The sequence below is a fragment of the Chitinophaga agri genome (assembly GCF_010093065.1).
GTDB classification, from domain to species: Bacteria; Bacteroidota; Bacteroidia; order Chitinophagales; family Chitinophagaceae; genus Chitinophaga; species Chitinophaga agri.
Genome location: NZ_CP048113.1, coordinates 2,009,561 through 2,033,409 on the forward strand (window position 1 = coordinate 2,009,561; position 23,849 = coordinate 2,033,409).

At 46.1% G+C, this 23,849-nt stretch carries 19 protein-coding genes; 5 read left to right on the plus strand and 14 right to left on the minus strand.

Translation table 11 applies throughout. The annotated features are described in order from the left end of the window. Positions 1 to 47 precede the first annotated feature (47 nt). The 5 genes from GWR21_RS07645 to fbp form a co-directional block, all read right to left on the minus strand. Positions 48 to 614: an NUDIX hydrolase gene (locus tag GWR21_RS07645; RefSeq protein WP_162331154.1), complete on the minus strand. Its 567-nt coding sequence runs from the start codon at positions 612 to 614 to the stop codon at positions 48 to 50. Between the two features lie 19 nt (positions 615 to 633). Further along, positions 634 to 1,170 (minus strand): YfiT family bacillithiol transferase, encoded by a 537-nt coding sequence (locus GWR21_RS07650; protein WP_162331155.1) that lies wholly within the window; start codon positions 1,168 to 1,170, stop codon positions 634 to 636. Positions 1,171 to 1,206: 36 nt separating this feature from the next. Further along, positions 1,207 to 1,971 carry an ABC transporter ATP-binding protein gene (locus tag GWR21_RS07655; RefSeq protein ID WP_162331156.1) on the minus strand — a complete coding sequence of 255 codons (765 nt, stop codon included), beginning with the start codon at positions 1,969 to 1,971 and terminating at the stop codon, positions 1,207 to 1,209. 184 nt (positions 1,972 to 2,155) lie between these two features. Beyond that, positions 2,156 to 2,686, minus strand: a complete 531-nt coding sequence (locus tag GWR21_RS07660; RefSeq protein ID WP_162331157.1) for a CAP domain-containing protein — start codon at positions 2,684 to 2,686, stop codon at positions 2,156 to 2,158. Between the two features lie 98 nt (positions 2,687 to 2,784). Next, positions 2,785 to 3,789 carry a class 1 fructose-bisphosphatase gene (fbp, locus tag GWR21_RS07665; protein WP_162331158.1) on the minus strand — a complete coding sequence of 335 codons (1,005 nt, stop codon included), beginning with the start codon at positions 3,787 to 3,789 and terminating at the stop codon, positions 2,785 to 2,787. A 179-nt stretch (positions 3,790 to 3,968) separates the two neighbouring features. Between fbp and GWR21_RS07670 the strand changes: the two genes are divergently transcribed. The 3 genes from GWR21_RS07670 to GWR21_RS07680 are packed head-to-tail and all read left to right on the plus strand — an operon-like array spanning position 3,969 to position 7,914. Then, positions 3,969 to 5,234, plus strand: a complete 1,266-nt coding sequence (locus GWR21_RS07670; protein WP_162331159.1) for an aspartate kinase — start codon at positions 3,969 to 3,971, stop codon at positions 5,232 to 5,234. Positions 5,235 to 5,293: 59 nt separating this feature from the next. Then, complete coding sequence (locus GWR21_RS07675; RefSeq protein ID WP_162331160.1) at positions 5,294 to 5,491, plus strand: hypothetical protein; 198 nt, start codon at positions 5,294 to 5,296, stop codon at positions 5,489 to 5,491. 5 nt (positions 5,492 to 5,496) lie between these two features. Next, on the plus strand, positions 5,497 to 7,914 hold the full coding sequence (locus GWR21_RS07680; RefSeq protein ID WP_162331161.1) for an outer membrane beta-barrel family protein: 2,418 nt from the start codon (positions 5,497 to 5,499) through the stop codon (positions 7,912 to 7,914). Here GWR21_RS07680 and GWR21_RS07685 read toward each other — a convergent pair. Then, positions 7,911 to 8,351, minus strand: coding sequence for a CBS domain-containing protein (locus GWR21_RS07685; RefSeq protein ID WP_162331162.1), 441 nt, complete (start codon positions 8,349 to 8,351; stop codon positions 7,911 to 7,913). The two genes, GWR21_RS07680 and GWR21_RS07685, sit on opposite strands and share 4 nt — an antisense overlap. 193 nt (positions 8,352 to 8,544) lie before the next feature. Between GWR21_RS07685 and GWR21_RS07690 the strand changes: the two genes are divergently transcribed. Beyond that, positions 8,545 to 9,675 (plus strand): glycoside hydrolase family 88/105 protein, encoded by a 1,131-nt coding sequence (locus tag GWR21_RS07690; RefSeq protein ID WP_162331163.1) that lies wholly within the window; start codon positions 8,545 to 8,547, stop codon positions 9,673 to 9,675. A 40-nt stretch (positions 9,676 to 9,715) separates the two neighbouring features. Next, positions 9,716 to 11,662 carry a glycoside hydrolase family 97 protein gene (locus GWR21_RS07695; protein WP_162331164.1) on the plus strand — a complete coding sequence of 649 codons (1,947 nt, stop codon included), beginning with the start codon at positions 9,716 to 9,718 and terminating at the stop codon, positions 11,660 to 11,662. A gap of 45 nt (positions 11,663 to 11,707) precedes the next feature. On the opposite strand, the gene GWR21_RS07700 is transcribed toward GWR21_RS07695, so the two are convergent. From GWR21_RS07700 to GWR21_RS07735, 8 genes are all read right to left on the minus strand, one after another. Then, complete coding sequence (locus tag GWR21_RS07700; protein ID WP_162331165.1) at positions 11,708 to 13,513, minus strand: glycoside hydrolase family 35 protein; 1,806 nt, start codon at positions 13,511 to 13,513, stop codon at positions 11,708 to 11,710. Positions 13,514 to 13,696: 183 nt separating this feature from the next. Next, entirely contained in the window at positions 13,697 to 15,130 is a 1,434-nt protein-coding gene (locus GWR21_RS07705) for a hypothetical protein (protein WP_238430249.1), read from the minus strand. Between the two features lie 780 nt (positions 15,131 to 15,910). Continuing rightward, positions 15,911 to 17,608, minus strand: coding sequence for a GMC oxidoreductase (locus tag GWR21_RS07710; protein ID WP_162331166.1), 1,698 nt, complete (start codon positions 17,606 to 17,608; stop codon positions 15,911 to 15,913). Between the two features lie 76 nt (positions 17,609 to 17,684). Beyond that, positions 17,685 to 19,382: a GMC oxidoreductase gene (locus GWR21_RS07715; RefSeq protein ID WP_162331167.1), complete on the minus strand. Its 1,698-nt coding sequence runs from the start codon at positions 19,380 to 19,382 to the stop codon at positions 17,685 to 17,687. A gap of 51 nt (positions 19,383 to 19,433) precedes the next feature. Further along, the gene (locus tag GWR21_RS07720; protein WP_162331168.1) at positions 19,434 to 20,009 is read right to left on the minus strand and encodes a gluconate 2-dehydrogenase subunit 3 family protein; all 576 of its coding nucleotides are present in this window, start codon (positions 20,007 to 20,009) and stop codon (positions 19,434 to 19,436) included. A gap of 161 nt (positions 20,010 to 20,170) precedes the next feature. Further along, positions 20,171 to 20,926, minus strand: coding sequence for a L,D-transpeptidase family protein (locus GWR21_RS07725; RefSeq protein WP_162331169.1), 756 nt, complete (start codon positions 20,924 to 20,926; stop codon positions 20,171 to 20,173). A gap of 549 nt (positions 20,927 to 21,475) precedes the next feature. After that, positions 21,476 to 22,612, minus strand: coding sequence for a 4-hydroxyphenylpyruvate dioxygenase (gene hppD, locus GWR21_RS07730; protein ID WP_162331170.1), 1,137 nt, complete (start codon positions 22,610 to 22,612; stop codon positions 21,476 to 21,478). A gap of 348 nt (positions 22,613 to 22,960) precedes the next feature. Continuing rightward, positions 22,961 to 23,497, minus strand: a complete 537-nt coding sequence (locus GWR21_RS07735; RefSeq protein ID WP_238430251.1) for a TlpA family protein disulfide reductase — start codon at positions 23,495 to 23,497, stop codon at positions 22,961 to 22,963. Positions 23,498 to 23,849 lie beyond the last annotated feature (352 nt).

Below are 23,849 nucleotides of genomic sequence, written 5' to 3' on the forward strand. Positions count from 1 at the left end.
TAGATCAAATACATGACATACCCGGTTCCGATCATTAATAGCTTACACTAAGCCTTTTGTATCTTCAGCTCCTTCAAACGAAGCAACGCATAGAACAGACAGCTCACATGCAGACTTTGTAAGATCTGATTCTCCAGCAGCAGCTTTTCTACATCCTCAAGCTCCATTAATACCAGTTCGATCTCTTCATTCTCGTCAAGATCCTGCTCCTGCACCTTCTTTCCGCCGGTAGCCAGGAACATGTGGGTAAGGTTATTGCTGGAAGCCGGGTTAGGCGCTACTGCACCCAGTGAAATAATCTTTTCGAAGTCATACCCTGTTTCTTCCAGCAGTTCACGGCGCATAGCAAATTCAGGAGATGGATCTGTATCATCCATTGTGCCACCAGGTATTTCCAGTACGGTTTTACCGATACCCTGTCTGAACTGACGTACCATGATAATACGGCCGTCATCCGTGACAGCAACACAATTCACCCAATCATTGTATTCAAGCACATAATAGGGTTCCACTATTTTGCCCTGCGGCGTTTCACATTTGTCACGGCGGGCAGTCAGCCAGTTGTCTTTAAAAAGGTATTCCGAAGTTAACGTCTTCCAGTCTAATGATGCCATTGTGGTTGTTCTTTTGTGATTAATGCCAGTTGTTACGTTCTTTCAGTTTCTCTACGTGTGCAAGATGATGTTTACCATGCCATGAGTAGGTGGCAGCCAGTGTCTTTAGGGCAATGGTCTTACCACTTTCCGGATGCACGAATGTGCGGTTCCATTGTTCTTCCGTCAGGTTCTCCATAAGGTTGACCCAGCGGGTATGTAAAGCGTGTAATAACGTCAGGGAAACATTTACAGGCGTCTTCGCTACATCAGGCAATTCGGCCCAGGCAGCTTCGTCATATGCCTTGATGGTTGGATTATCTTCTGTCAATGCCCATTTAAAACGGGTCAGTGCCTGCGTATGACTATCTACCAGGTGATGTACCACCTGGGCGACGGTCCAGCCTTCAGGCCGGTAAGGAGTGGCCAGCTGGGCCGCATCAAGCGTCTGCACTACGATCTCTATCAGTGAAGGTAAATACCGGATATCGGTAATAAAACCTTTCAATGCCTGCTTACTGATGTCAGCAGGTGCTTCAAATCGTCCTATCGGATATTTCAGTTGCTCCAGGTCCATGGATGTTCAGTTATGTGAGAATGATGAGGAATCTAATTAGTCTTCCCTGAGTCCCTTTCCTGTCATGTGGATGAACACATCTTCCAGGTTGGCCTTCTTCACTTCTTTTTTACGCTCGAAACCACCTGCCACGAGCTGGTCGATGAGGGTATCAGGCGATTCCAGTGCAATGATCTTACCACTGTCTACTATTGCGCAGCGATCACAGAGAAACTCCGCTTCGTCCATGTAGTGTGTGGTGATCACGACAGTAGTACCCTGAGAGCGTACTTCCTGGATCAGGTCCCAGAGGTTACGTCTGGCCTGTGGGTCTAATCCGGTGGTCGGCTCATCAAGAAATATGATCTTAGGCTTATTGATCAGCGTTGTAGCAATGGAAAAACGCTGTTTTTGTCCGCCGGAAAGTTCTTTGTATTTGGCTTTGGCTTTATCCTCCAGATTGAAGGAGGCCAGTAATTCCCTGGGGTCTACCTGTTGGTTATACAAACCACAAAAAAGATCGATCAGTTCGGTGAGGTTCAGTCCCGGATAATAGCCGGAGCTTTGTAATTGTACACCTATCAGTTTCTTGATGGATTCCGGGTCTTTATCCAGGTCATATCCATCCACGATCACCTTACCGGAGGTCTTTTCCCTTAACGTCTCAATGATCTCTAAGGTGGTAGATTTACCGGCACCATTGGGGCCTAATAATCCGAATATCTCGTTCTCATACACATCGAAACTGATACCTTTAACTGCTGTAAAATCACCGTATTTTTTGACAAGGTCCTTTACTTCAATAATCTTCCTCTTTTCCATAGGACACTAAGATAGATAATTAGGAATTAGGATGCAGGAATTAAGAATTGGTCCGCAGAATGTTTTTTTTATCAGACAGATAAGCGCGAGACTTTCAGCCAACAAAAAAGGCGCCTCAGTTGTTGAAGCGCCTTAATATTTTACTTATAATCAGGCAATTAGAAGCAACAACTCCTAATTCTCCCTATTTCTTTACAAAGAACTGCGTGAAATAAATGATCCGTCCTTTCTCAGCCGTACCAATACCAATCATATTATAGTCTCCCAGCATATTCTTTCTATGACCAGGGCTTTTAATCCAGCCATCTACTACACCTTTTGCGTCCAGGTTACCATAGGCAACGTTTTCTGCTACGCCGGAAACGCCTTTGAATTTCAGTGTTGCCGCGTCACTGCGGATCTCGAACTGATCATGCCCGAAGCCTACTTTACCGCTGGCCATATTATCACTGTGCTTTTGAGCCAGCAGTGAACAGTATGATTCCAGTTTCAGTGGAGGCAGGCCTTTACTCGCTCTGAACTCATTGGTATAATAGAGGATGTCTTTAATCAGTTTGGCATTGCCGGCACCTGTCGGTTCTTCGCTAACAGGAGCAGGACCTTCTTTCACGGCAGTATTGCTTTTAGAAGGCACGGCTGACCGTGAGCAGGAAAATACGAAGAGATGAAATGTCAGAAAAAAAGCGAATACAGTAAAAGTGAGCTTCCGGTTCATAATGTGTATGGTAATAGATAATAAATATACAATTAGACAAATATAACTAGTGCAGGTTTAGCAATAGTTATACCAAAAGCTCATATTTATCTTTTTTTCTAACTATTGACTATTCGCTGCCATACATCCATCATGTTTTTAGACCCTAAAAATACCGGCACACGCTGGTGTAGTTTTGAGGGTTTAAGTTCGAGCAGCCGCTGTCTGCCTGTGGCCATTGCCAGTCCGCCTGCTTTCTCCATAATGAACGACATGGGATTGCACTCATAACATAAACGTAAACGCCCCCCGGCATATTTTCCAAAAGCCGGATACATAAAAATCCCCCCCTGGATGAGCGTGCGATGTACCTCTGCCACCATACAGCCCACAAAACGATGGCGGTAGATTTTACCATGAGCATCTTTGGCCAGGAAATAGTCGATAGCGTTCCGGATCTTGTCCTCATAGAGGTGATAGTAACCTATGTTGACTGAAAAGATATCACTTTCAGCCGGGCATTTCAGGTTGGGATGTGACAGACAGAACTCTCCGATGGAAGGGTCCAGTGTAAAGCCCTGCACACTGCGGCGGGTAGCATACACCAGCATGGTGGACGATCCGTAAATAATGTAGCCTGCGGCAATCTGGACATAGCCAGGCTGCAGGAAATCTTCCAGTTCACAAACAGAACCGGTAGGGGTCAGTCGGCGATACACGGAAAAGATAGTCCCGATGGAAACGTTGACATCGATATTCCCCGAGCCATCCAGGGGGTCTAACAGCACAACGTATTTAGAGTTCCTGGAGTGTTCGTCATCGAAGGCGATGAAGTTCTCTTCTTCTTCAGAAGCGACACCACAACAGTAAATACTGCTTCTCAGGGAACTAATGAACTGATCATTGGCAAATTCGTCCAGCTTTTTAACTTTCTCGCCCTGCACGTTGATCCTGCCAGCTTCTCCGAGGATATCGGCAATACCCGCCTTGTTGACCTCAACATTCACGCGTTTGGCCGCCAACCCTATATCTCTCAGTAAACCAGACAGTTGTCCTGTAGCGCCGGGGTAATTCCTTAATTCCTGGATAGTAAATTCGTCGAGGGTCATTACTTTTCTGTTCATATATAATGGATTAGTTTTCTCATAACAGGGAGCTGCCTCTGGCATTCTCGTCTCGTCAGCTAATTTACCGAAAAGAGACAGTTTTTAATGAAACTGTCATTTTCCGGTAAACAAATTTTAAAACAAATTTAAAGTTGTCTTACTTTGCCGCGTATTTTTTCACGGAAGATTAAGCATATATGAAGGTTTTCAAATTTGGAGGTGCAAGTTTAGAAAGCGTTGAACGTATTCAACAGGTAGCCACAATCGTACAGTCATTCCCGGATCAGCAGATCCTGATCGTTATATCTGCAATGGGTAAAACGACCAATGAGCTGGAAAAGGTGGCGCAGAACTTCTATCTGCGTAAGCGTGAAATAGCCGCCCAGTTACTGCATAACATTGAAGCGCAACACCTGGAAGTAGCAGAAAAGTTACTGGGTACCCGCGAAAATCCTGTTTTCGCGCAATTACAGGAATTCTTTACAGAAGCGGAATGGACACTGGGTGAAAAACCCGACCGAGCGTTCGACTACTACTATGATCAGCTGGTGAGTCTGGGAGAATTACTGAGTACCGCTATCGTCAGTGCCTACTTCAACCTGGCGGGTGTCAATAACACCTGGCTGGATGTGCGGGATGTATTCCGTACAGATGACACCTTCCGTGACGCAAATATTGACTGGGCAGTTACCAGCCAGCATGTACAGGAGAAAGTAGTACCGCTGTTCAAAAACACAAATATTGTGGTTACCCAGGGCTTTATTGGCAGCACTGACCAGAATGAAAGCGTGACACTGGGTCGTGAAGGCAGTGACTATTCTGCTGCGGTATTTGCCAATATGCTGAACGCAGAAAGCCAGACCATCTGGAAAGACGTGGAAGGCCTGAAAAATGCAGATCCGAAGTTATTTCCCAATACGATCAATATTCCGGAGATCACCTATAGTGAAGTAATCGAAATGGCTTTCTATGGAGCACAGGTGATCCATCCGAAGACCATTAAGCCACTCCAGAATAAACAAATTCCTCTCTATGTAAAGAGTTTCCTGAATAAAGATCTTCCAGGTACTGTTATCAAGGAAGAAACTGACACAAAGCAGTTACCGCCCATCATAGTACTGAAGAAAAATCAGGTATTACTGACCATTACTTCCCGCAATTTTGACTTCATCACCGAAGACCGGATCAGTGACGTTTATGAACGCTTCCACAAGCTCAAGATCAAGATAAATTTGATGCAGAATGCTGCCATTAGTTTCTCTTGCTGTATTGACAATAGCCCGGAGAAGATCGAGCAGCTGATAAAAGAGCTACATGATGATTTTAAAATCTCATATAACGAAGGTTTGGAATTACTAACCGTACGTTATAACCAGAACGGACTATTGGAAGAACTGAGTAAAGACAGGTCAGTCCTGTTGGAACAACGATCACTCATCACAATTCAGCGCGTACTGAAATAAATTTTCCTACCTTTTTGCAACCTTTTCGTCCTACGGCCGTCTTTTAAAAAACGACCTGCATGAAAAAGGTATCCATTTTTATTATTATAACCCTGGGTATCCTGGCCATTATTGCACTGGAGGGCAGGGCTTTGCGTCAACTGCGAACGGAACGGACGGGTGCCAACCCCGACATGCTCCCATTCTATCTGCTCTGTACCGGATCAGAATGGATCACGCCCGCATCGACCCAGCCTTGTCACCACTCTGAGATTTAAAACTTATGAAAAAGATATTACTAATTGTCATTCTGGCGTTAGCTGGAACGGGGACGATTTATGCCCAGCAAGCATCAGGAAAGATCACAATTAAGACTACGGAGACCAACGGGCAACCAGTTCCCTTCGCTAATGTACTGTTACGTCATGCAAAAGACTCTTCTCTTGTAAAAGGAGAACTGAGTGGACAGGACGGGAACACCTCCTTTGAAAAAATAAAAGAAGGTAAATACTTCATTCAGGTCACCTTAATGGGCTATACCAACGCCAGCACCTCCGCTTTTACTATCGACGCGCATCATACGCTGGTGCAACTGCCGGCATTAACATTGTCCCCTACTTCCAAAACACTGGAAGGCGTGACTGTCTCCGCTCAAAAGCCTTTTATTGAGCGTAAAAACGGTGCCACTGTACTCAATGTGGAAAGTAGCCTGGCTGCCTCCGGCGGTACTGCGCTGGATGTGCTGAAAAGAGCACCTGGCGTGCAGATAGACAAGGATGACAATATTATCCTGCAGGGCAATCAGGGCGCTACCGTCATGCTGGATGGCAAACTCACCTACCTGTCCGGCGAGCAACTGGCTAACCTGCTGAGAAGTCTGCCGTCTGAAAATATCTCTACCATTGAGATCATTACCAGTCCTTCCGCCAAATACGATGCGGCCGGCAGAAGCGGTATCATTAATATCAAGACCAAAAAGACTGTCATCACCGGGATCAACGGCTCCATTAATCTGGGTGTTGGTGCCGGTAAATATGGCTTCTATAATACAGGGATCAACCTGAACTGGCGTACCGAAAAATTCAACCTCTTCGGTAACTATAACAACGGGAACAGGGGATTCTTCCAGACCCGTTACATCAGAAGGAATATAGATGGTGACCAACCGGTAGAACTCATTACCGAATTCTTCAACAGACGCCGGTTTAAAAATAATAACTATAAGGCTGGGCTGGATTACTTCCTCAATTCAAAACATACGGTTGGAGTGCTTGTAAGAGGTTACAACAACTTTTTCCAGAATGATGGTATTGGTCGCAACCCTATTTCCAGCAACGGAAAAGTTGATTCCACACTTTATTCAAATACCCGGATCAGGAACAACTTTTCCAATGTATCATTCAATCTGAACTACAAGGGGCAGCTGGATACTTCAGGTACGGAGATCACCATCGATGCCGACTGGGCCAGATTTAACGATGATAACAATATGATGCTCAGTGATAGCATGTCCTACGCCGTTAATCCATGGCTGAACCACCATGCTATCCGCAACATGCCGTCCAATATTGTCACTATTAAAAGCGTGAAGGCCGACTTTACACATCCGTTCAACAAGAACACCAAACTGGAGACCGGGTTTAAGATCGCTGCTGTTAAAACGGACAATAATCTCAGGTATGACTCACTGGTCAATGGTAAATATGAACGTGCCATTACGCAAAGCAATCAGTTCATTTACACGGAGAAAGTATATGCCGCCTACGTGATGCTCAAAAAGCAGATCCATCATACAGACATCCAGGCGGGCCTGCGTGCAGAGCAAACAAAGTCTGACGGCTACTCTGTGACCTTGCAGTCGCACGTTAAACGCAGTTATCTGGACTTCTTCCCTACCCTGTCCGTAGACCAGAAACTAAGTGAATCACATAAGATCGGGGTGAACTATTCCAAGCGTATTTCCAGGCCTAACTATGGCGACCTGAATCCGTTTGTCTACTACATTGATAAATACAATTACTTCAAAGGGAATCCTTACATGCTGCCGGAATATACACATAAAGCAGAGCTGACGTATACTTTCAAACAGAAGTATGTGGCGGCAGTTTCCTACGGAATGACCAAAAACGTCGTACTGGAATATATGATACAGAACGATACCACCAAGGTAACCACCTTCTATGACAGGAACTTTGAGCGGAGTTATGTATACGGTATCACCCTGACCATCCCGATCGATCCATTCAAATGGTGGAACATCACCAATAACATCAATGCCAACCATACGGCATATGACATCAAGGATACATCAGTGAACCTGGCGACCAACACCCTGGGGCTGAATTATCAGACCACGCATACCTTCACATTACCGAAGGACTGGAAACTGGAACTGAACGGGTACTACGAAAGTCCGTTTGTCTGGGGTGTATACAAGATCAGATCGTCCTTCGCTATCGGCGCAGGCGTGCAGAAATCTTTCATGAACAAGAAATTCGTGGCAAAGCTGAACGTATCTGACATTACTAACAGGGAACAGTTCCGTGGCAGCGCACGGTTTGACAACATTGATATGTATATCAATAACCGCTGGCAGAACAGACGTGTAAACTTTGCCCTTACCTGGAACTTCGGTAACAGTAATATCAAAGCGGCCCGGGACAGAGATGCCGGTGCTGAACAACAAAGGGTAGGCGGTTAACGCGTACCCTTTATATAACCTTCGAGGTTGTCGATAATATATCGCTGTTCGTCGATAACATACTTTACAACGTCACCAATAGAAATCATGCCGACCAGCCTTAACTGGTCATCTGTAACGGGTAAATGGCGGATATGTTTATCCGTCATTTTTACCATACAGTCCTGAATACTATCGTCTTCCGTCACTGTAAACGGATGTTCCGTCATAATTTCCCTGATCAATGTTTCCCTGGAAGCCCTGCCTTTCAGAATAACCCGGCGGGCGTAGTCTCGTTCGGAGAAGATCCCGACTACTTTGTCATTGTCACTGAGCACCACCAGTGCACCCACATTTTTGTCCACTAACACGCTTAACGCGTCAAATACCGTATCATTTGGCTGAACCGAGTAAACAGCATGGCCCTTTACCCTTAGAATGTCACGCACTGTTCCCATAACGAGGCAATTTAGGAGTGATGAATGGAGGAATACAAACGCTATATTCCTAAGTTAACATTTTATGCCCGAAATTCCCTTTCACCCCATAAATTTTCAGCGCACATCTTGCATACAGTATTTTAATATATTACTTTACGGAATCGTTCGTTAAAAATCTGTTACTATTTACAACCCTGATAACTAGCATGATATGCGCAAATTGAGAATACACCTGGCAATCGTCGCACTAATAGGCCTACTGGCGCCGTGCAGCACTGTATCTGCTCAGAAGATCTTCAAAGACTGGCCGCTGGGGACTGATCCGGCTGCAATCGGATTATTTGTGGCCAATCATTATGTGGCCGGGCCATTTTCCAACTTTGGCAATCCCGGACCGCCTCAATCCATTACCTATCCGGAGGTATGCACCTGGTACGGAGCACTCCAGTTTGCGAAAGCCTCCGGTAACAAAGAACTTACCACCAAGCTAATCCAGCGTTATGAACCATTTCTCGCACAATCCCAAAGTCTGGTACCTAAACCAGACCACGTCGATCACAGCGTTTTTGGTACTATTCCGCTCGAACTTTATCTGCAAACCAATGAGGCAAAATACCTGGATGCGGGACAGTCCTTCGCTGACCAGCAGTGGCAGCTGCCGGCGAATCCGCAACCAAATCAACAGGAACTACAGTCCAAAGGACTCTCCTGGCAAACCCGGATGTGGATCGACGACATGTACATGATCACCATCCTGCAGGTTGAGGCCTTCCGAGCGACCGGTAATAAAGAATACCTGGACCGTGCCGCCCATGAAATGGTGGTGTACCTGGATGCTATCCAGCAACCTGAAGGGCTGTTCTTCCATGCCGCGGATGCACCATTCCTCTGGGGACGTGGGAATGGATGGGTGGCAGCCGGCATGACTGAACTGCTCAGCGCCTTGCCCGGCAACCACGCAGACCGTGCACGGATCATGGAAAGCTATAAGAAAATGATGGCTGCCCTGAAGAAACTGCAGGATAAGAATTACATGTGGCACCAGTTGCTGGATGATCCGAACTCCTTTGCAGAGACGTCCTGCACGGCCATGTTCACATTTGCACTTGTCACCGGCGTGAAAAAGGGTTGGCTGGATGAGAAAGAATATGGCCTTCCTGCTAAGAATGCCTGGACGACACTGGTAAAATACATCAATGAGTCAGGCGATATCAAAGACGTATGTGAAGGCACCAATAAGAGGAACGATCAGCAGTACTATCTGAACCGCTCCCGCGTTACCGGCGATCTGCATGGTCAGGCGCCTGTTTTATGGGCAGCAGCGGCACTGTTAGCTAACTGATGACAACGATACGAACGAAGCACTAAAATTTCCACTGATAATGAAGTACAAGGGCCTGTCCATAACGGGATTATTATTTTTCTGCCTTTCCGGCATCCATGCACAGCAGCGATACACCGTTGTATCGCCAGATAAAACAGTCACACTGACCGTCACAGTAGGAACTGCTATTACCTACAGCCTCTCTCAGGATAACAAGGAACTGATCGCGCCTTCCGTCGTGTCATTTAAGACAGATGCGGACAAGGCAGCCACCTGGAAGGTTAGTAAGTCGACATCCAGCGCTCATGATGGCATGCTTACGCCTGTGATCATGCAGAAATCAAAAACGATTATCGACAGGTATAACGAGCTCCACCTGGATTTCAGTAACGGACTGGCATTGGAGTGGAGGGCATATGATAATGGGATCGCCTGGCACTGGCTCACCAGCAGCAAAAAGCCGTATAAAGTGCTGGATGAACAGGCTGGTTTCAATATGGACAAAGATGGGCGTGCCTGGTATCCACAGGAGGACGGCATGTTCTCTCATAACGAACGTAAATACATTCAGTATAGGCTTGACAGCATTGACGAGCAGAAACTGGCTAGTCTGCCCGCCTTATTCGAAGTAAAAGGCACCAAATTACTGTTTACGGAATCCGGACTATTCAACTACGCTGGCATGTGGTTACGCGGACAGGGCGGCGGCCAGTTAAAAGCGGTATTCCCCTATTATCCGAAGGAGAAAAAAGTAACCAGCGACAGGGACGAGCAGGTGACCAGCCGTGAAAACTATATTGCTGCCGTTCAGGGACCACAATCCTTTCCCTGGAGAGTGGTAATGATCGCCCGTCAGGACGGCGACCTGCTGGTCAACCAGCTGGTATATCAGCTTGCCCCGCCAGCAACAGGAGATTACAGCTGGGTGAAACCCGGTAAGGTACAATGGGACTGGTGGCATTATAACAACATTTACGACGTTGATTTCCGGGCCGGCATTAACAATGAGACCTACAAATATTACATCGATTTTGCGGCTAAATATGGTATAGAATACGTGCTGCTGGACGAAGGCTGGTGCGATACCCGTGACCTGATGAAACTTAGCCCGGGTATCGATGTGAAAGCACTTGTTGACTATGCTAAAACAAAAAATGTCAACATCCTGCTCTGGACCAGCTGGCTCGTGCTGGACAAACAACTGGATATGGCACTGGACAAGTTCCGGGAATGGGGCGTTAAAGGAATTAAAGTGGACTTTATGCAGCGGGATGACCAGGATATGGTCAATTACTATGAAAAAGTGTCCAGGGCGGCCGCTGCCCGTCAGCTGATGGTCGATTTCCATGGTGCCTATAAACCCACCGGATGGTTACGCACCTATCCAAACGTCCTGACCTCCGAGGGCGTGCTGGGAAACGAGATCAGCAAATTCGCCGACTGGATAACACCCTCGCATACGACCACTATTCCCTTTATCAGAATGGCTGCAGGTCCGATGGACTTTACTCCCGGTGGCATGCTGAACGTCCAGAAGGACAGCTGGTCCGCCATTCCAGCAGAACCGCTGACCATGGGCACCCGTTGCAATCAGCTGGCCATGTATGTGATATATGAAAGTCCGCTGCAAATGCTTTGTGACCTGCCTACGCACTACTATCATGAACCGGTAGCAATGAACTTCCTGCAAACCGTACCGACAGTATGGCAACAAAGCATTGCCTTGCAGTCAAAAGTAGGCGAATATGTAGCTATGGCAAGGCAAGCGCCAAACGGTGACTGGTATATCGGTGCAATGACCAACTGGACGGCGCGTGAAATGAAGATAGATCTGTCGTTCCTGGGTGAAGGACAGTTTACGATAGACAGCTGGAAAGATGGGATCAATGCTGACAGAAATGCGAAAGACTGTAAGATGGAATCGGGGACAGCAGACAGTAAATCATCCCTGACCATTAAGATGGTGCAGGGCGGTGGATTTGTTGCAAGGATTCGTAAAAAATAACAGCAGACAAATAGAAAAGGGCAGCTTAACACTGCCCTTTTTTATTTAGTCGAGTTTCTTCTCTCCTTTTATAGTAGCTGCTTCCAGCTGATGCTGATCAAGTACGATGATCTCGTTCTCACCTTTCTTCAGCCATGGTGCCGGACAGAATAAGCGTTTCTGCGGACCGATCTCCCAGTAGCGGCCAAGATTATGTCCGTTTACCCATACCATGCCTTTTTTGAAGTTGGACATATCCAGGTAAGTATCACCGGTATTTGTCAGGGTAAATGAGCCCTTAAAAAACTCCCCTTCTTTCACCTGACCCGTCTTTGATGCCTGGAGTTGCTGTACGAACTCGCCCTTCATTGGTAAGCCATAGACTTCCCAGTTCATTAAGGTCATACCATTCAGCGTTACACGGTCAGTGATCCCTTTAAGGTCGATCATGGCCTGTGCAAAGTTGATGCGGCCCATACCTTCTACGAAGATCTCCAGTACCGGATCTTTCACTTCAGACTTTGGCAGTTCAATACTGTGCTCACCCAGTCTGCGGTCGATCTTACCTACGTATTTCCCGTTCAGGAATACCGTAGCGTAATCATGCAGTTCGAGGATATCCAGTTTACCACTCTTATGTCCTACCAGCGTCGTTTTATACACCATGAAACCATAGTCCTGTCCGTAGGCTTCAAAAGTCTTCGGTTGTACGGATTTCACCGCGGCGGGCAGGTTTTCCCATACATTGGTGAATGGCTTCAGTTGTATGTCAGGAATAGTAATGGTTGGAATGGCCTTTGGAATAGCAGGCAATTTCTTTTTTGTATAGGAACCGATCAGCTCACGGAGTGCCATGTACTTTGCAGTGGTATCCCCCTGCTCATTTATAGGGGCGTCATAGTCGTAAGACGTCAGGTCCGGCTCATAGCCCTTACCACCGGAATTGGCACCGGCAGTGAATCCAAAATTGGTGCCTCCGTGGATCACATAGAGGTTAAAGGAGCGTTTGGTATCCATCAGGAATTTCACTTCCTTCACAATACCGGCTTTATCAGGTCGGGCCCATTTCTCTCCCCAGTGAGTCAGCCAGCCAGGGTAAGACTCACTGCTAAAGGAGGGTACATCCGGATTTTGTTTTTCAGCCGCGGCAAAGTCACCTTCAGAACTTCCGGAATCCAGTCCGATAGCTGCACCAGGTACACTACCCGCTTCCAGCAAAGCGGGTACAGGGCCGTCAGCAGTATAGAAAGGTACATTGATACCGTTCTGGATCCACAGGTCTTTTATTTTCAGCATATACTCACGGTCATTACCGAAGCTGCCGTATTCATTCTCTACCTGTACCATCACAATAGGGCCACCATTGGTGATCTGCAAAGATCTTACCTGCTCAGCCAGCGTTTTGATATATCGTTCTGTAGCCGCCATATATCTTGGGTCCATGCAACGCACCTTGATGTCCGGTATTCTCAGGAGATAAGGTGGTAGTCCACCAAACTCCCACTCTGCACACACATAGGGACCCGGACGCAGCATAACCCACATACCTTCTTCCTGTGCTATTTTGATGAATGCAACAATATCCCTGTTCTCTGAGGTAAAGTCGAATTTACCTTCCTCTTGTTCATGGTAATTCCAGAATACATAAGCAGCAATGGTATTACATCCCATCGCCTTCGCCATCTGGATACGATGGCGCCAGTATTCTTTCGGAATACGTGCAGGATGCATTTCTCCACTGATGATCTGATAAGGTTTGCCGTCCAGCAGAAAATCCTTCTTCGCGAGGGCGAATGTGTGTTTGGACTGCGCGCTGGCACTGCCTATAAAAGTAAGCAAAGCCATTGCGCTCATGAATAGTACCTTTTTCATTGAGCCTGTAAAACTTGATTGAGAGGGTAAAATAGCGAAATCAGGCCGGAAATGGTACCGGTTGGGAAGATTGTGGGGTGATGAGGGAAAATAGTATCAACAGTATTATTATGAAAACACATTGTATTTTTCACAGTTTCATTAATACATTTCTCTTCGTTCCCGATCAGTTTAACTTCTCTGTTAAAGACTATATCCCAGCCTTAGCTTAACCGGACTTGCTGGTGGTGTATTCCGCTTCGCCAGGAAATCATACAATAACATAACATTCCCTTTGAGCCTGGCGCTTATTTTATATTGCTTACGAATACCCAGCAACGCACTTCCCTGCCACCCGCTCCACTCTCTTAGTTGACCGGCATGCATAATCGTCTGTACATAACGCCCCTCAAACCCTCCATTCACAAAAAAAATTTCTTTCAGCTTCCAGTCGAGAAAAGACCTCACTCCTACTCCCTGATGACTGATAACAATATCATCCCATCCTGTACCCAATCCTAATGTATACGAAGCACCAATACCAGCCATTCCATTTTTATGAAACCTATAACCTACCTGTCCTGCAAGATCAGCAGTAGCGGGGAAATACCGGCTGGTTTGCTGAAATTGCATATCACTTCCAAACGTTAGCCGTTGCAGAAAACGCTTCGTCTTCATGGGGTTCGGCTTAAAACCAGGCATATCTTCGACATTATCAAGATCCGGATATTTTCCCTTCAGCGCCTGCAGCTGCGCCCTTGCCTGTTCCATTTGCTGGTTCATAAACTGTCCGCCTGTGGGAGCACTACCCATTTGCTGCTCTAATAGCTGCGCTACCTGTGTCCGGGTCTGAACTCCCTCCAGATTATCAACAGTATTGTTCACTGTAAATCCTGGATAAAACAAGTCCGCAATTGGCCCCCCTCTCTGTATAAAATCGCGATATAGAGGAAGCCGTGTTACTAATTCCATCGCTTTCGCTACTACACGCTCCTTATCGTAGAATAGCTGCTTATATTCATGTACCTGCTGACTATAATAATATACCTCTTTATTCATCCTTTTAAGCGCTTTTGAGAAGAGATGATACTTCAGCAACTGTTCATGCAGTTCTTTCTTACGCCACCGGATGTATGCTTTGAGCTGATCCACGTGGTAGAACTTAGACTGAAGAGAAGCGATGCTTTCCATCACAGTAGACAACTGCTCTTCAGATACCTTTGATAACACACTACTATACGCAGGAAATATCACCATACTTCCCGGATTATCTGGAAAGCCAGTCTCCATGAACGGACCATCAATTCTCCGATACCTGCATATCGCACGCAGATGTCCAAGACTATCGATAGACCTGTTAAAAACCTTATTAGCAGCAGCTGTATCGATCTTCCATAAACGTGCTTTCATACGCTGCTCCTCTTTCTGCAAGCGACGCAAGAGCTTGTCTGTACGCCTGTCCAGCAGCTTCTCCACACGGGTGGATGTATGTTGTACTACTGCCAAATATTTATCCGGCAGCACGTTTATTTTTTGTACCACACTATCTGATCGCTCATGATAGCCTTCCACATAACGTACCCCAATAACGCTATACAGCGTGGTAAGACAACTACAGATGAAGATGCCGACATTCATTATTGACAATTTAAAAGCTGAACTGGTTAACAATTATTATATGTAAACACACCCCCTGATTACAGGCGTGTGATCGGTTAACATTCATCGCTGACACAACTTCGCTGACATGCACTACACAGCATACCCACTGTATATAAAATCAGCTGGCACTAACCATCAAATGGCACAGTCACTCCTCTGTATCAAACTGCTTACAGCAATGACAATACAGATAACTACAGACACAAGCCAGCGCTGATCAGCGATCGAAATACATTAAAATAAAGGAGAAAAATAAACAGGTGTTGGTTAACATCAGATGCGCTGCAAGAGCAATATACATCAACAAACCGATACACATTCATACTAAGGCTAACAATTCGTTTAGTATCAGTTTGCAAAGCAAATATAATGTAACGGATCATATTTGCAGAAATCCAATAAATTTTTTTTTAGCAGGATGATCTTTACCGGATGTCTTTCGTCAATTCCCTTACTACCTCAATAACCGGTTGTATACGCTCATCTCCCGTATCAGAAAATTCCAGGAGCTCTTTATTAATTCCCTCATATTGAGGGATAACTTTGGAACCTTTTTTATAATATAAATACAAGGTGTGACCATCGGCAAAGGCCTGTCAGCAAAACACAGATAATTGCCTGCCTTTATATCACCTAGCTGCTGCCGGAATCGCGCACGCTGTAGATCATCGATAATTAACCGTGATTCAATATTCACCCAAACAAAAAAGCCCGCCGGAATACACCAGCAGGCTTTCTTGTTCAATTTTCAACAAACTACAGATTTCCCTTCTTCAACTCCTTCACAGCATAATCACACGCTCTTGCGGTCAATGCCATATAGGTAATTGAAGGGTTCTGACAGGCGGATGATGTCATACATGCGCCATCAGTTATAAATACATTTTTCGCAGCATGTACCTGGTTCCAGCCATTGAGTACTGACGTCTTAGGATCACGGCCCATACGTGCGGTTCCCATTTCATGGATACAATGTCCAGGAGGTGGCATGCTGTCATACGTACCCACATTTTTCAGCCCCGCAGCTTCCAGCATCTCTTTCGCACTTTCTGCCATATCCTTACGCATAGCCATCTCATTCTCTTTGAAAGAACAGTCGATATTGAGTGTAGGCAGGCCGTATTTATCTTTCTTGTCTTTATTCAGCGTTACTTTATTCTCGTAATACGGAAGATGTTCTCCCCATGAACCGATACCAAAATTCCATTTACCTGGTTCAGACATCGACTCCTTCAGCGTAATGCCGATACCCTCGGAAGAGCTTCCACGGCCGCGCTCAGCGCCACCCTGGTAACCAAATCCTCTTACATAGTCGGTACGCTTCGTCGCAGTGCTGATGTTTCTGAAACGCGGAATATAGATACCATTTGGCCTGCGTCCGCTGCTATAATACTGATCTTCAAAACCATCATACTCACCGCCGGCGCCAACACCATAGTGGTGGTCCATGAGGTTATGTCCTACCTGCTCACTGTCATTACCAAAGCCGTTCGGGAAACGGTTGGAAACGGAGTTCAGCAGTATAGAAGCAGTACCCAGTGTAGAGGCATTCAGGAAAATAATATCCGCGTAGTATTCTATCGTCTGATTGTTCTGCGCATCCAGGATCTTTACCCCGGTTGCCTTTCCTTTCTTGTCATCATAGATCACTTCCAGTACGATAGCATCAGGACGCAAGGTCAGATTACCTGTCTTTGCGGCGGCGGGTAAGGTCACACCATTACTACTGAAATAGCCTGTAAAAGGACAACCACGGGCGCACAGATTACGGAACTGGCAGGGACCTCTGTCATGGTGCTTTTCGGTCACATGCGCTACACGTCCAATGGTCATGATACGATCATTGAACTTTTCTTTGATCCTGGCAGCAACATGTTTCTCCAGGCAGTTCATCTCCATTGCCTTCAGGAACTTACCATCGGGCAACTGTGGCAGCCCTTCCGCCTGACCGCTGATACCGATATATGTCTCCACATAGTCGTACCAGGAGGCAACATCTTTATAGCGGATCGGCCAGTCCACACCGAAACCATCCTTCGCATTCGCCTCAAAATCGATATCGCTCCAGCGGTACACCTGGCGGCCCCACATCAGGGAACGACCGCCTACATGATACCCACGGAGCCAGTTGAATGGCTTTATCTGATTGTATGGATTTTCTTTATCGTTGACCCAGAACTGCTGGGTGGCTTCGTCAAACGCGTAGCACTGACTCTGTATCGGGTAGTTCTCCCGTTGTTCGAGTGTGGTATTCAGCCGGTGTGGAAACTCCCACGGCGCTTTCATAGCTGTAGTGTAATCCTTGATATGCTCTACATTGCGGCCCCGTTCCAGTACCAGTGTTTTCAGGCCTTTTTCGCACAGCTCTTTGGCTGCCCATCCGCCACTGATCCCTGAACCCACCACAATCGCATCATAGGTATTCTCTTTCTCTGCTCTAATGTTGAGATGCATCGGTGTAAAATAAAATCAGGGAATATGGTGTCCGGCATATAAACGCCAACCCCTTATTCCCTGATATCTGATCGAATTAAATATTTCCTTTCTTCATTTCCTTCACAGCATAATCAACCGCTCTTGCCGTCATTGCCATGTAGGTCAGTGAAGGGTTTACGCAGGCAGCAGAAGTCATAGACGCACCATCGGTCACGAATACGTTCTTCACGGCATGCATCTGGTTAAAGCCATTCAGGATAGAAGTCTTCGGATCACGACCCATACGTGCAGTACCCATTTCATGGATCGCCATACCCGGATAGGAGCCGTTGTCATACGTCTTGATATCCTTAAAGCCAGCTGCTTCCAGCATTTCTGCAGCATCGTTCATCATATCCTTACGCATCTTCATTTCATTCTCTTTGAACTCAGCATCAAACTTCAGTACCGGCTGGCCCCAGTCATCTTTCACAGATGTATCCAGGGTTACCTGGTTATCTTCGTAAGGCAGACATTCGCCGAAACCACCCAGCCCCATGCTCCAGCTGCCTGGTTCAGACAGCATGTCTTTAAAGTCTTTACCTACGCCCATTTCGGCAATACCACGTGCCCAGCTTCCGCGGCTGGCACCGCCCTGATAACCGAAACCACGCAGGTAATCACGTTTGTCATTACCAATGTTCCTGTAGCGTGGGATATAGATACCATTTGCACGGCGGCCAAAGAAGTATTTATCATCAAAGCCTTCGGCACGGCCGGAAGCACCTGTACGGAAGTGGTGATCCATCAGGTATTTACCCAGCACACCGCTGTCATTACCCAAACCATTTGGAAAACGGCTGGAGGTAGAGTTCAGCAACACAAAGGTGGTACCCAGTGTAGAACCGTTTACGAAAACCACTTTCGCATAGTATTCGGTCATCTGTTTGGTGTGCTTGTCAATAACCCGCACGCCGGTCGCTTTACCCAGTTTCTCGTCATAGATGATGGAGTTAACGATACTGTCTGGTCTCAGCGTCAGATTACCAGTTGCTGTTGCAGCGGGTAAAGTGGATGACTGTGTACTGAAATAAGCGCCGAACGGACACCCTCTGCTACACAGGTTACGGAACTGACATTGTGTACGGCCAGGTAATGGCTTGGTAATGTTAGCTACACGTCCCATAGTGATCTTACGGGTAGGGAATGCCTTCTCTACTTTCGCTTTCAGATCTTTCTCCACGCAGTTCATTTCCATTGCCGGCATGAACTGGCCATCCGGCAGCTGAGGCAATCCTTCTGCCTGACCGCTGATACCTGCGAATTTCTCTACATAATCGTACCAGGGCGCCAGGTCCTTGTAACGGATAGGCCAGTCGACAGCGATACCATCTTTCAGGTTCGCCTCAAAATCAAGATCACTCAGGCGGTAAGACTGACGGCCCCACATGATGGATTTTCCACCCACGATATCGGGACGGTACCAGTCAAAACGCTTTACTTCATTATATGGACTCTGGGAGTCGTTAATCCAGTATTTTTCGTTGTGTTCACTGTATGGATAGTCGCGGCTCAGTTTAGGATGCGTTTCACGCTGTTCTACTGTCAGCCGGCCACGATGTTCAAATTCCCACGGGTTCTTGGTAGCCGTATCGTAGTCTTTGATATGTTCGAGTTTCTTTCCCCTATCCAGCATTAATACTTTGAAACCTTTTTCGGTGAACTCTTTTGCAGCCCATCCACCGCTTACGCCGGAGCCTATAACAATGGCATCGAAGGTATTTTGCTCCTGTGCTTTCGTATTCAGATTCATGGAATTCTTGTTTTTTTGTTGATACTATAAATCATCTACCCCGGAAAAGGCTTACATAGCCCAGGCTTTCTCTCCTTTGGTGTAAGGGATACAACCTTCAAATTTACCAGGTACCGGCACATAGCGCAGTGCTTTGGTAGCACCCGCTTCCGAAGTGAAATAACCGGTCAGGGTCAGTTCCTTCAGGATCTGGAAATAGTGGGTGGGATCGCCCTCTTTCTTATTCTCACGTTTATTGTAATCAACACGTTCCTTATCAACAGCTGTCAGAACAGTGTTCTTTTGTTCCGCGGTAAGGTCTACAAATGATTTCTTGAACTGTTTTTCACTCGCTTCGTCCACCTTCTTCAGGCCTTCCAGCACAACCTTCTGATCTTCAGGCTTATAACAGTCATTCAGCATCTTAACGATAAATTCATCCACCTTAGCGGCCTTCGCGCCCGGTGTGCTTGTCTCCGGAAGGATCGTCTCCGCTATTTCGGCCAAAATACTTTTGGTCTCGGGCGTCTGCAAGGCATAGTTAGCAGGGCCTTTCGGGTTACAGCCTTCGAGGGCTGATAACGTGGACGCGGAAATAGCGCTACCCAGTAAAAGGGCAACGTTCCGGATGGCTTCTCTTCTGTTCATAATAGTAAATTGATTTGACCTTTCGCCCTAAGTTTCAAAAAAAAAATGAATTATCATAAAAAAATAATTAAACGGAAGGTTAAAATACGGAAAATGTAAAAAAACGAAAGGGCGTTCCGCCTTAAACGAAACGCCCTTTCTATCCATTTTGTTGAGAATGATCAGAGTATATACTTTCCTTTTTCATCCACCAGAACCACTGGCAGCTTATGATGGGTCTCGAAATAGTCGTATGCATATTTCAGGTCCACCCAGAATTTTTCGGAAGAATTGTCTTTCAGGGCAAAGTTACCCAGGTAATCCATGGAACGTACATTGCCAAATTTCACCGGGAATACGTGCACCGGAATAAAATCCTGTCCCGCATTCTTTGCATTCACTGCCAGGATATATACTTCCTCGATAAAATCGTCTGTGAGTGGAATACAACCGATCGTCAGGCAACTACCATGGATGTAGATCTCACCACCCGGCTTCTTCGGGTCGCTGAGGATCTTATCTGCAAAGTTCGGATAGTTGATACCAAGTGACAGGTGATAGCTGCTGTTCGGATTAAAATCGTTGATATAGTAGAACCCTTCCGGTACCTGTCTGTCACCTTCCTTACGTTTAGGCCCCATTTTACCTGAGAGGGTACAAACACGGTAGGATTTGAACAGGCGGAACGTATCCGAAGCCTTATTTTTAACCCAGATCTCCAGCTCACTATCCAGCTTAAAAGAACGCATGAAGATATACTTAGCCGGATAGTCCAGCCCCTTCTTCTTAAATTCCTCTCTCAGTTGTTCTTCTTTATCCCTGTAGGCAGCTCCTACTTTTGGGAACATCTTCTGGTTATCCAGAAAAGATTGCTGCTGCTGGGCCTGCACTTTTCCCATTCCCACCAGCATTAAAACTGCTAAAACGACCTGCTTCATAGATATTTTAACACAATTTTACAAGTTCACATCATCTAAAAACTATCTTACGGGAGCATTTTCCGGAGGTTGCGCGTTAAAAGTTGTATATGCGAGATAGAACAGTAACAAAGCAAAAACCGCGTAAATAACCATACCTACCTTGCGGTTAGCGAAACGCAAAATGTAGTGGCGCTGGCCCTGGTAGATCAATACAGCGGTAATCATCTGAAAAATTCCTCCCAGCAAAAATAAAACTCCGAACAATGTTTGTACTCTCATAAGAAAACGATCTCTTATGCAAATTATTTTAAATTCCTGAACATTTCCAATACCATGAAGAGGGGATAATGATAATTCAGAATCAGGAATTGGTTAGTTGTGCAGGTGGTTAAGTGTGCTGGCTTTTCAGGGACTAAATAAAGGATTCGATATATAATAAAAAAAACGGATGACTTATAACAGGCATCCGTTTTTGAAAAACGACATTCAGTTTGCTCTTATGTCACACACCAGGCTTAATCCTGCTTCCCCAATTCTTAATTAAATAAGGCCCTTACCGGCCTTTTTCTACAAGTTTCCTCTCAATGCCTGCTCACGTTCGATCGACTCGAATAACGCCTTGAAATTGCCCTTTCCGAAGGATTTAGCACCCTTCCGCTGGATGATCTCAAAGAAGACGGTCGGACGGTCCTGCACGGGCTTGGTGAAGATCTGTAACAGATATCCTTCATCATCACGATCCACCAGGATACCCAGCTCTTTCAAAGGCAACAGGTCCTCATCGATCTGACCTACCCTGTCAAGGAGGGTGGCATAGTAAGACTCTGGTACAGTCAGGAACTCAACACCCCTGTTCTGCAGTTCAGTAACCGTATGGATAATATTATTGGTGGCGATAGCTACGTGCTGTACACCCGGGCCTTTGTAGAAATCGAGGTACTCTTCGATCTGGGATTTCTTTTTACCCTCAGCAGGCTCATTGATCGGGAATTTTACCCTGCCGTTGCCATTACTCATCACCTTACTCATCAGTGCGGAGTATTCCGTAGAAATATCTTTATCGTCGAAAGACAGCAGATTGCGGAAGCCCATTACCTGCTCGTAGAAATCAACCCATTTGTTCATTTCGTTCCAGCCCACATTACCCACACAATGATCTACATATAACAAACCGGTTTCTGTTGGCTGGTAGGCCGGTTTCCACTCTCTGAAACCTGGCAGGAACGCACCGTTATAGTTTTTACGCTCGATGAACAAGTGTACAGTATCGCCATAGATGTGAATACCACTCTTAACAATGGAACCAAACTCGTCTTTCTCTGTCACAGGCTCCAGGTAAGGCTTAGCCCCTCTTTTCACGGTTTCTTCGAATGCAGAACGGGCATCATCCACCCAAAGCGCCAGTACTTTCACACCATCACCATGCAGCTGAATATGATCTGCTATTGCATTATCAGGCTGCAGTGGCGTAGTCAGCACAAAACGCAGTTTGTTCTGCACCAGCACGTAGGAAACGCGGTCTTTCACCCCTGTTTCCGGACCGGCGTAAGCCAGTGACTGAAAACCGAACGCCGTTTTATAATAATGGGCCGCCTGTTTGGCATTTCCCACATAAAACTCAACGTAATCTGTACCATTTAATGGTAAAAAGTCCTGCACGTTCGCAGGAACAGCCGCAACGGCAGCATCTGATGTTGTATGCATAATGGATTGGTTTTAGAAAGTTTTGGTGTATGAGTCGATGGTTTTTGACTATACGTGAATAGTATGATTAACACAATGCTTCAGCACATTGCAGAAATGACAGGTAGAACCACAAATGGGCGCAAAAACAAATAAATAACACTGGAAATAATAGAGAACGCCCGTAAAGGCAGTATCATACCTGCGCTCAGGAGAGAACGGAATCCATGGCCAGCGTAGCCATCAGAAAATAGTACTTTCTGTGACGCTGATCGGAAATCTTATGGTATGTATGCAGGTGAAGCATAAATTAGTTGCTAATGCAATATTAGTATTTCGGTATATCAAATCCAAATAAATAACTGCCCGCTATTTCCGGATATACTGGCCGAAGTAATCAATGAACTTTTGGTTACCATAATCGGCTGCCCCCTCCTGTTTAAATACAATCTTACCGGTCTTGCCGATAATCACGGTTGTTGGGATGGAATTGCCCAGTAACTCACCAGGTATCCTGCTCTCTGCCACATATAGCGGCAGCTCATAACGCTGTTTGTCTATAAAACGTTTCGCTTTTTGATAGTTTCCATCTGTATCTACCGTCAGGAACACCACATTTTTGTCGTTCTTGTATTGTTTATACAGCGCATTGATAGCCGGCATTTCCGCACGGCAGGGCGGACACCACGTAGCCCAGAAATTCAGGAACACCACTTTCCCCCTCAGAGAAGACAACGTGAACGTATTACCATTGCCATCAGTCAATGCCAGGTCCGGCGCCATACTGTTAGCTACCGCATCCTCCTCCGGTACCGCCGGCTGGAACAGGCCCACCTTCATCAATCCCTGCATGACAGCCGCCTTCACTGAAGGATTGACAAGCATCAAAACAAGGAACAGGGTCATTATCCCCGTAGTAATATTTGATAAAGAAAATAACCGTTTCCAACCCATATAACGGATGTCTTTTACATAAAGTTACGACTTTTCGGAGGCAGACACACGGCAGTTATCCGACTCTTTTTCGGCAAAACCGCTTTCTTAACCCGCCCAGGTATCGGGTAGGTTTCCTCCTATTAGCTTCTTTGTAGTAGGCTTTAGGTAGGCTTTCTCTTCCGTTTCTCTTCCGTTTTAAAACGGAGGAGAAACGGAAGAGAAAGCCTACCTAAAGCCTACTATACCGATACCTGACCGAAGGTCTACTCAGGGTCAACCGAAGCAGCATTCACTCCGTTCTCTACCCATCCCCCTTCCTTCA

Excerpts from the sequence above, each read along its gene's own strand:
- GWR21_RS07675 (WP_162331160.1), top strand. The coding sequence starts at position 5,294 with ATGAAAAAGGTATCCATTTTTATTATTATAACCCTGGGTATCCTGGCC.
- GWR21_RS07645 (WP_162331154.1), bottom strand. The coding sequence starts at position 614 with ATGGCATCATTAGACTGGAAGACGTTAACTTCGGAATACCTTTTTAAA.
- GWR21_RS07680 (WP_162331161.1), top strand. The coding sequence starts at position 5,497 with ATGAAAAAGATATTACTAATTGTCATTCTGGCGTTAGCTGGAACGGGG.
- GWR21_RS07685 (WP_162331162.1), bottom strand. The coding sequence starts at position 8,351 with ATGGGAACAGTGCGTGACATTCTAAGGGTAAAGGGCCATGCTGTTTAC.
- GWR21_RS07650 (WP_162331155.1), bottom strand. The coding sequence starts at position 1,170 with ATGGACCTGGAGCAACTGAAATATCCGATAGGACGATTTGAAGCACCT.
- GWR21_RS07690 (WP_162331163.1), top strand. The coding sequence starts at position 8,545 with ATGCGCAAATTGAGAATACACCTGGCAATCGTCGCACTAATAGGCCTA.
- GWR21_RS07715 (WP_162331167.1), bottom strand. The coding sequence starts at position 19,382 with ATGAATCTGAATACGAAAGCACAGGAGCAAAATACCTTCGATGCCATT.
- GWR21_RS07735 (WP_238430251.1), bottom strand. The coding sequence starts at position 23,497 with ATGACCCTGTTCCTTGTTTTGATGCTTGTCAATCCTTCAGTGAAGGCG.
- GWR21_RS07700 (WP_162331165.1), bottom strand. The coding sequence starts at position 13,513 with ATGAAAAAGGTACTATTCATGAGCGCAATGGCTTTGCTTACTTTTATA.
- GWR21_RS07660 (WP_162331157.1), bottom strand. The coding sequence starts at position 2,686 with ATGAACCGGAAGCTCACTTTTACTGTATTCGCTTTTTTTCTGACATTT.
- fbp (WP_162331158.1), bottom strand. The coding sequence starts at position 3,789 with ATGAACAGAAAAGTAATGACCCTCGACGAATTTACTATCCAGGAATTA.
- hppD (WP_162331170.1), bottom strand. The coding sequence starts at position 22,612 with ATGCATACAACATCAGATGCTGCCGTTGCGGCTGTTCCTGCGAACGTG.
- GWR21_RS07705 (WP_238430249.1), bottom strand. The coding sequence starts at position 15,130 with ATGAATGTCGGCATCTTCATCTGTAGTTGTCTTACCACGCTGTATAGC.
- GWR21_RS07710 (WP_162331166.1), bottom strand. The coding sequence starts at position 17,608 with ATGCATCTCAACATTAGAGCAGAGAAAGAGAATACCTATGATGCGATT.
- GWR21_RS07695 (WP_162331164.1), top strand. The coding sequence starts at position 9,716 with ATGAAGTACAAGGGCCTGTCCATAACGGGATTATTATTTTTCTGCCTT.
- GWR21_RS07670 (WP_162331159.1), top strand. The coding sequence starts at position 3,969 with ATGAAGGTTTTCAAATTTGGAGGTGCAAGTTTAGAAAGCGTTGAACGT.
- GWR21_RS07725 (WP_162331169.1), bottom strand. The coding sequence starts at position 20,926 with ATGAAGCAGGTCGTTTTAGCAGTTTTAATGCTGGTGGGAATGGGAAAA.
- GWR21_RS07720 (WP_162331168.1), bottom strand. The coding sequence starts at position 20,009 with ATGAACAGAAGAGAAGCCATCCGGAACGTTGCCCTTTTACTGGGTAGC.
- GWR21_RS07655 (WP_162331156.1), bottom strand. The coding sequence starts at position 1,971 with ATGGAAAAGAGGAAGATTATTGAAGTAAAGGACCTTGTCAAAAAATAC.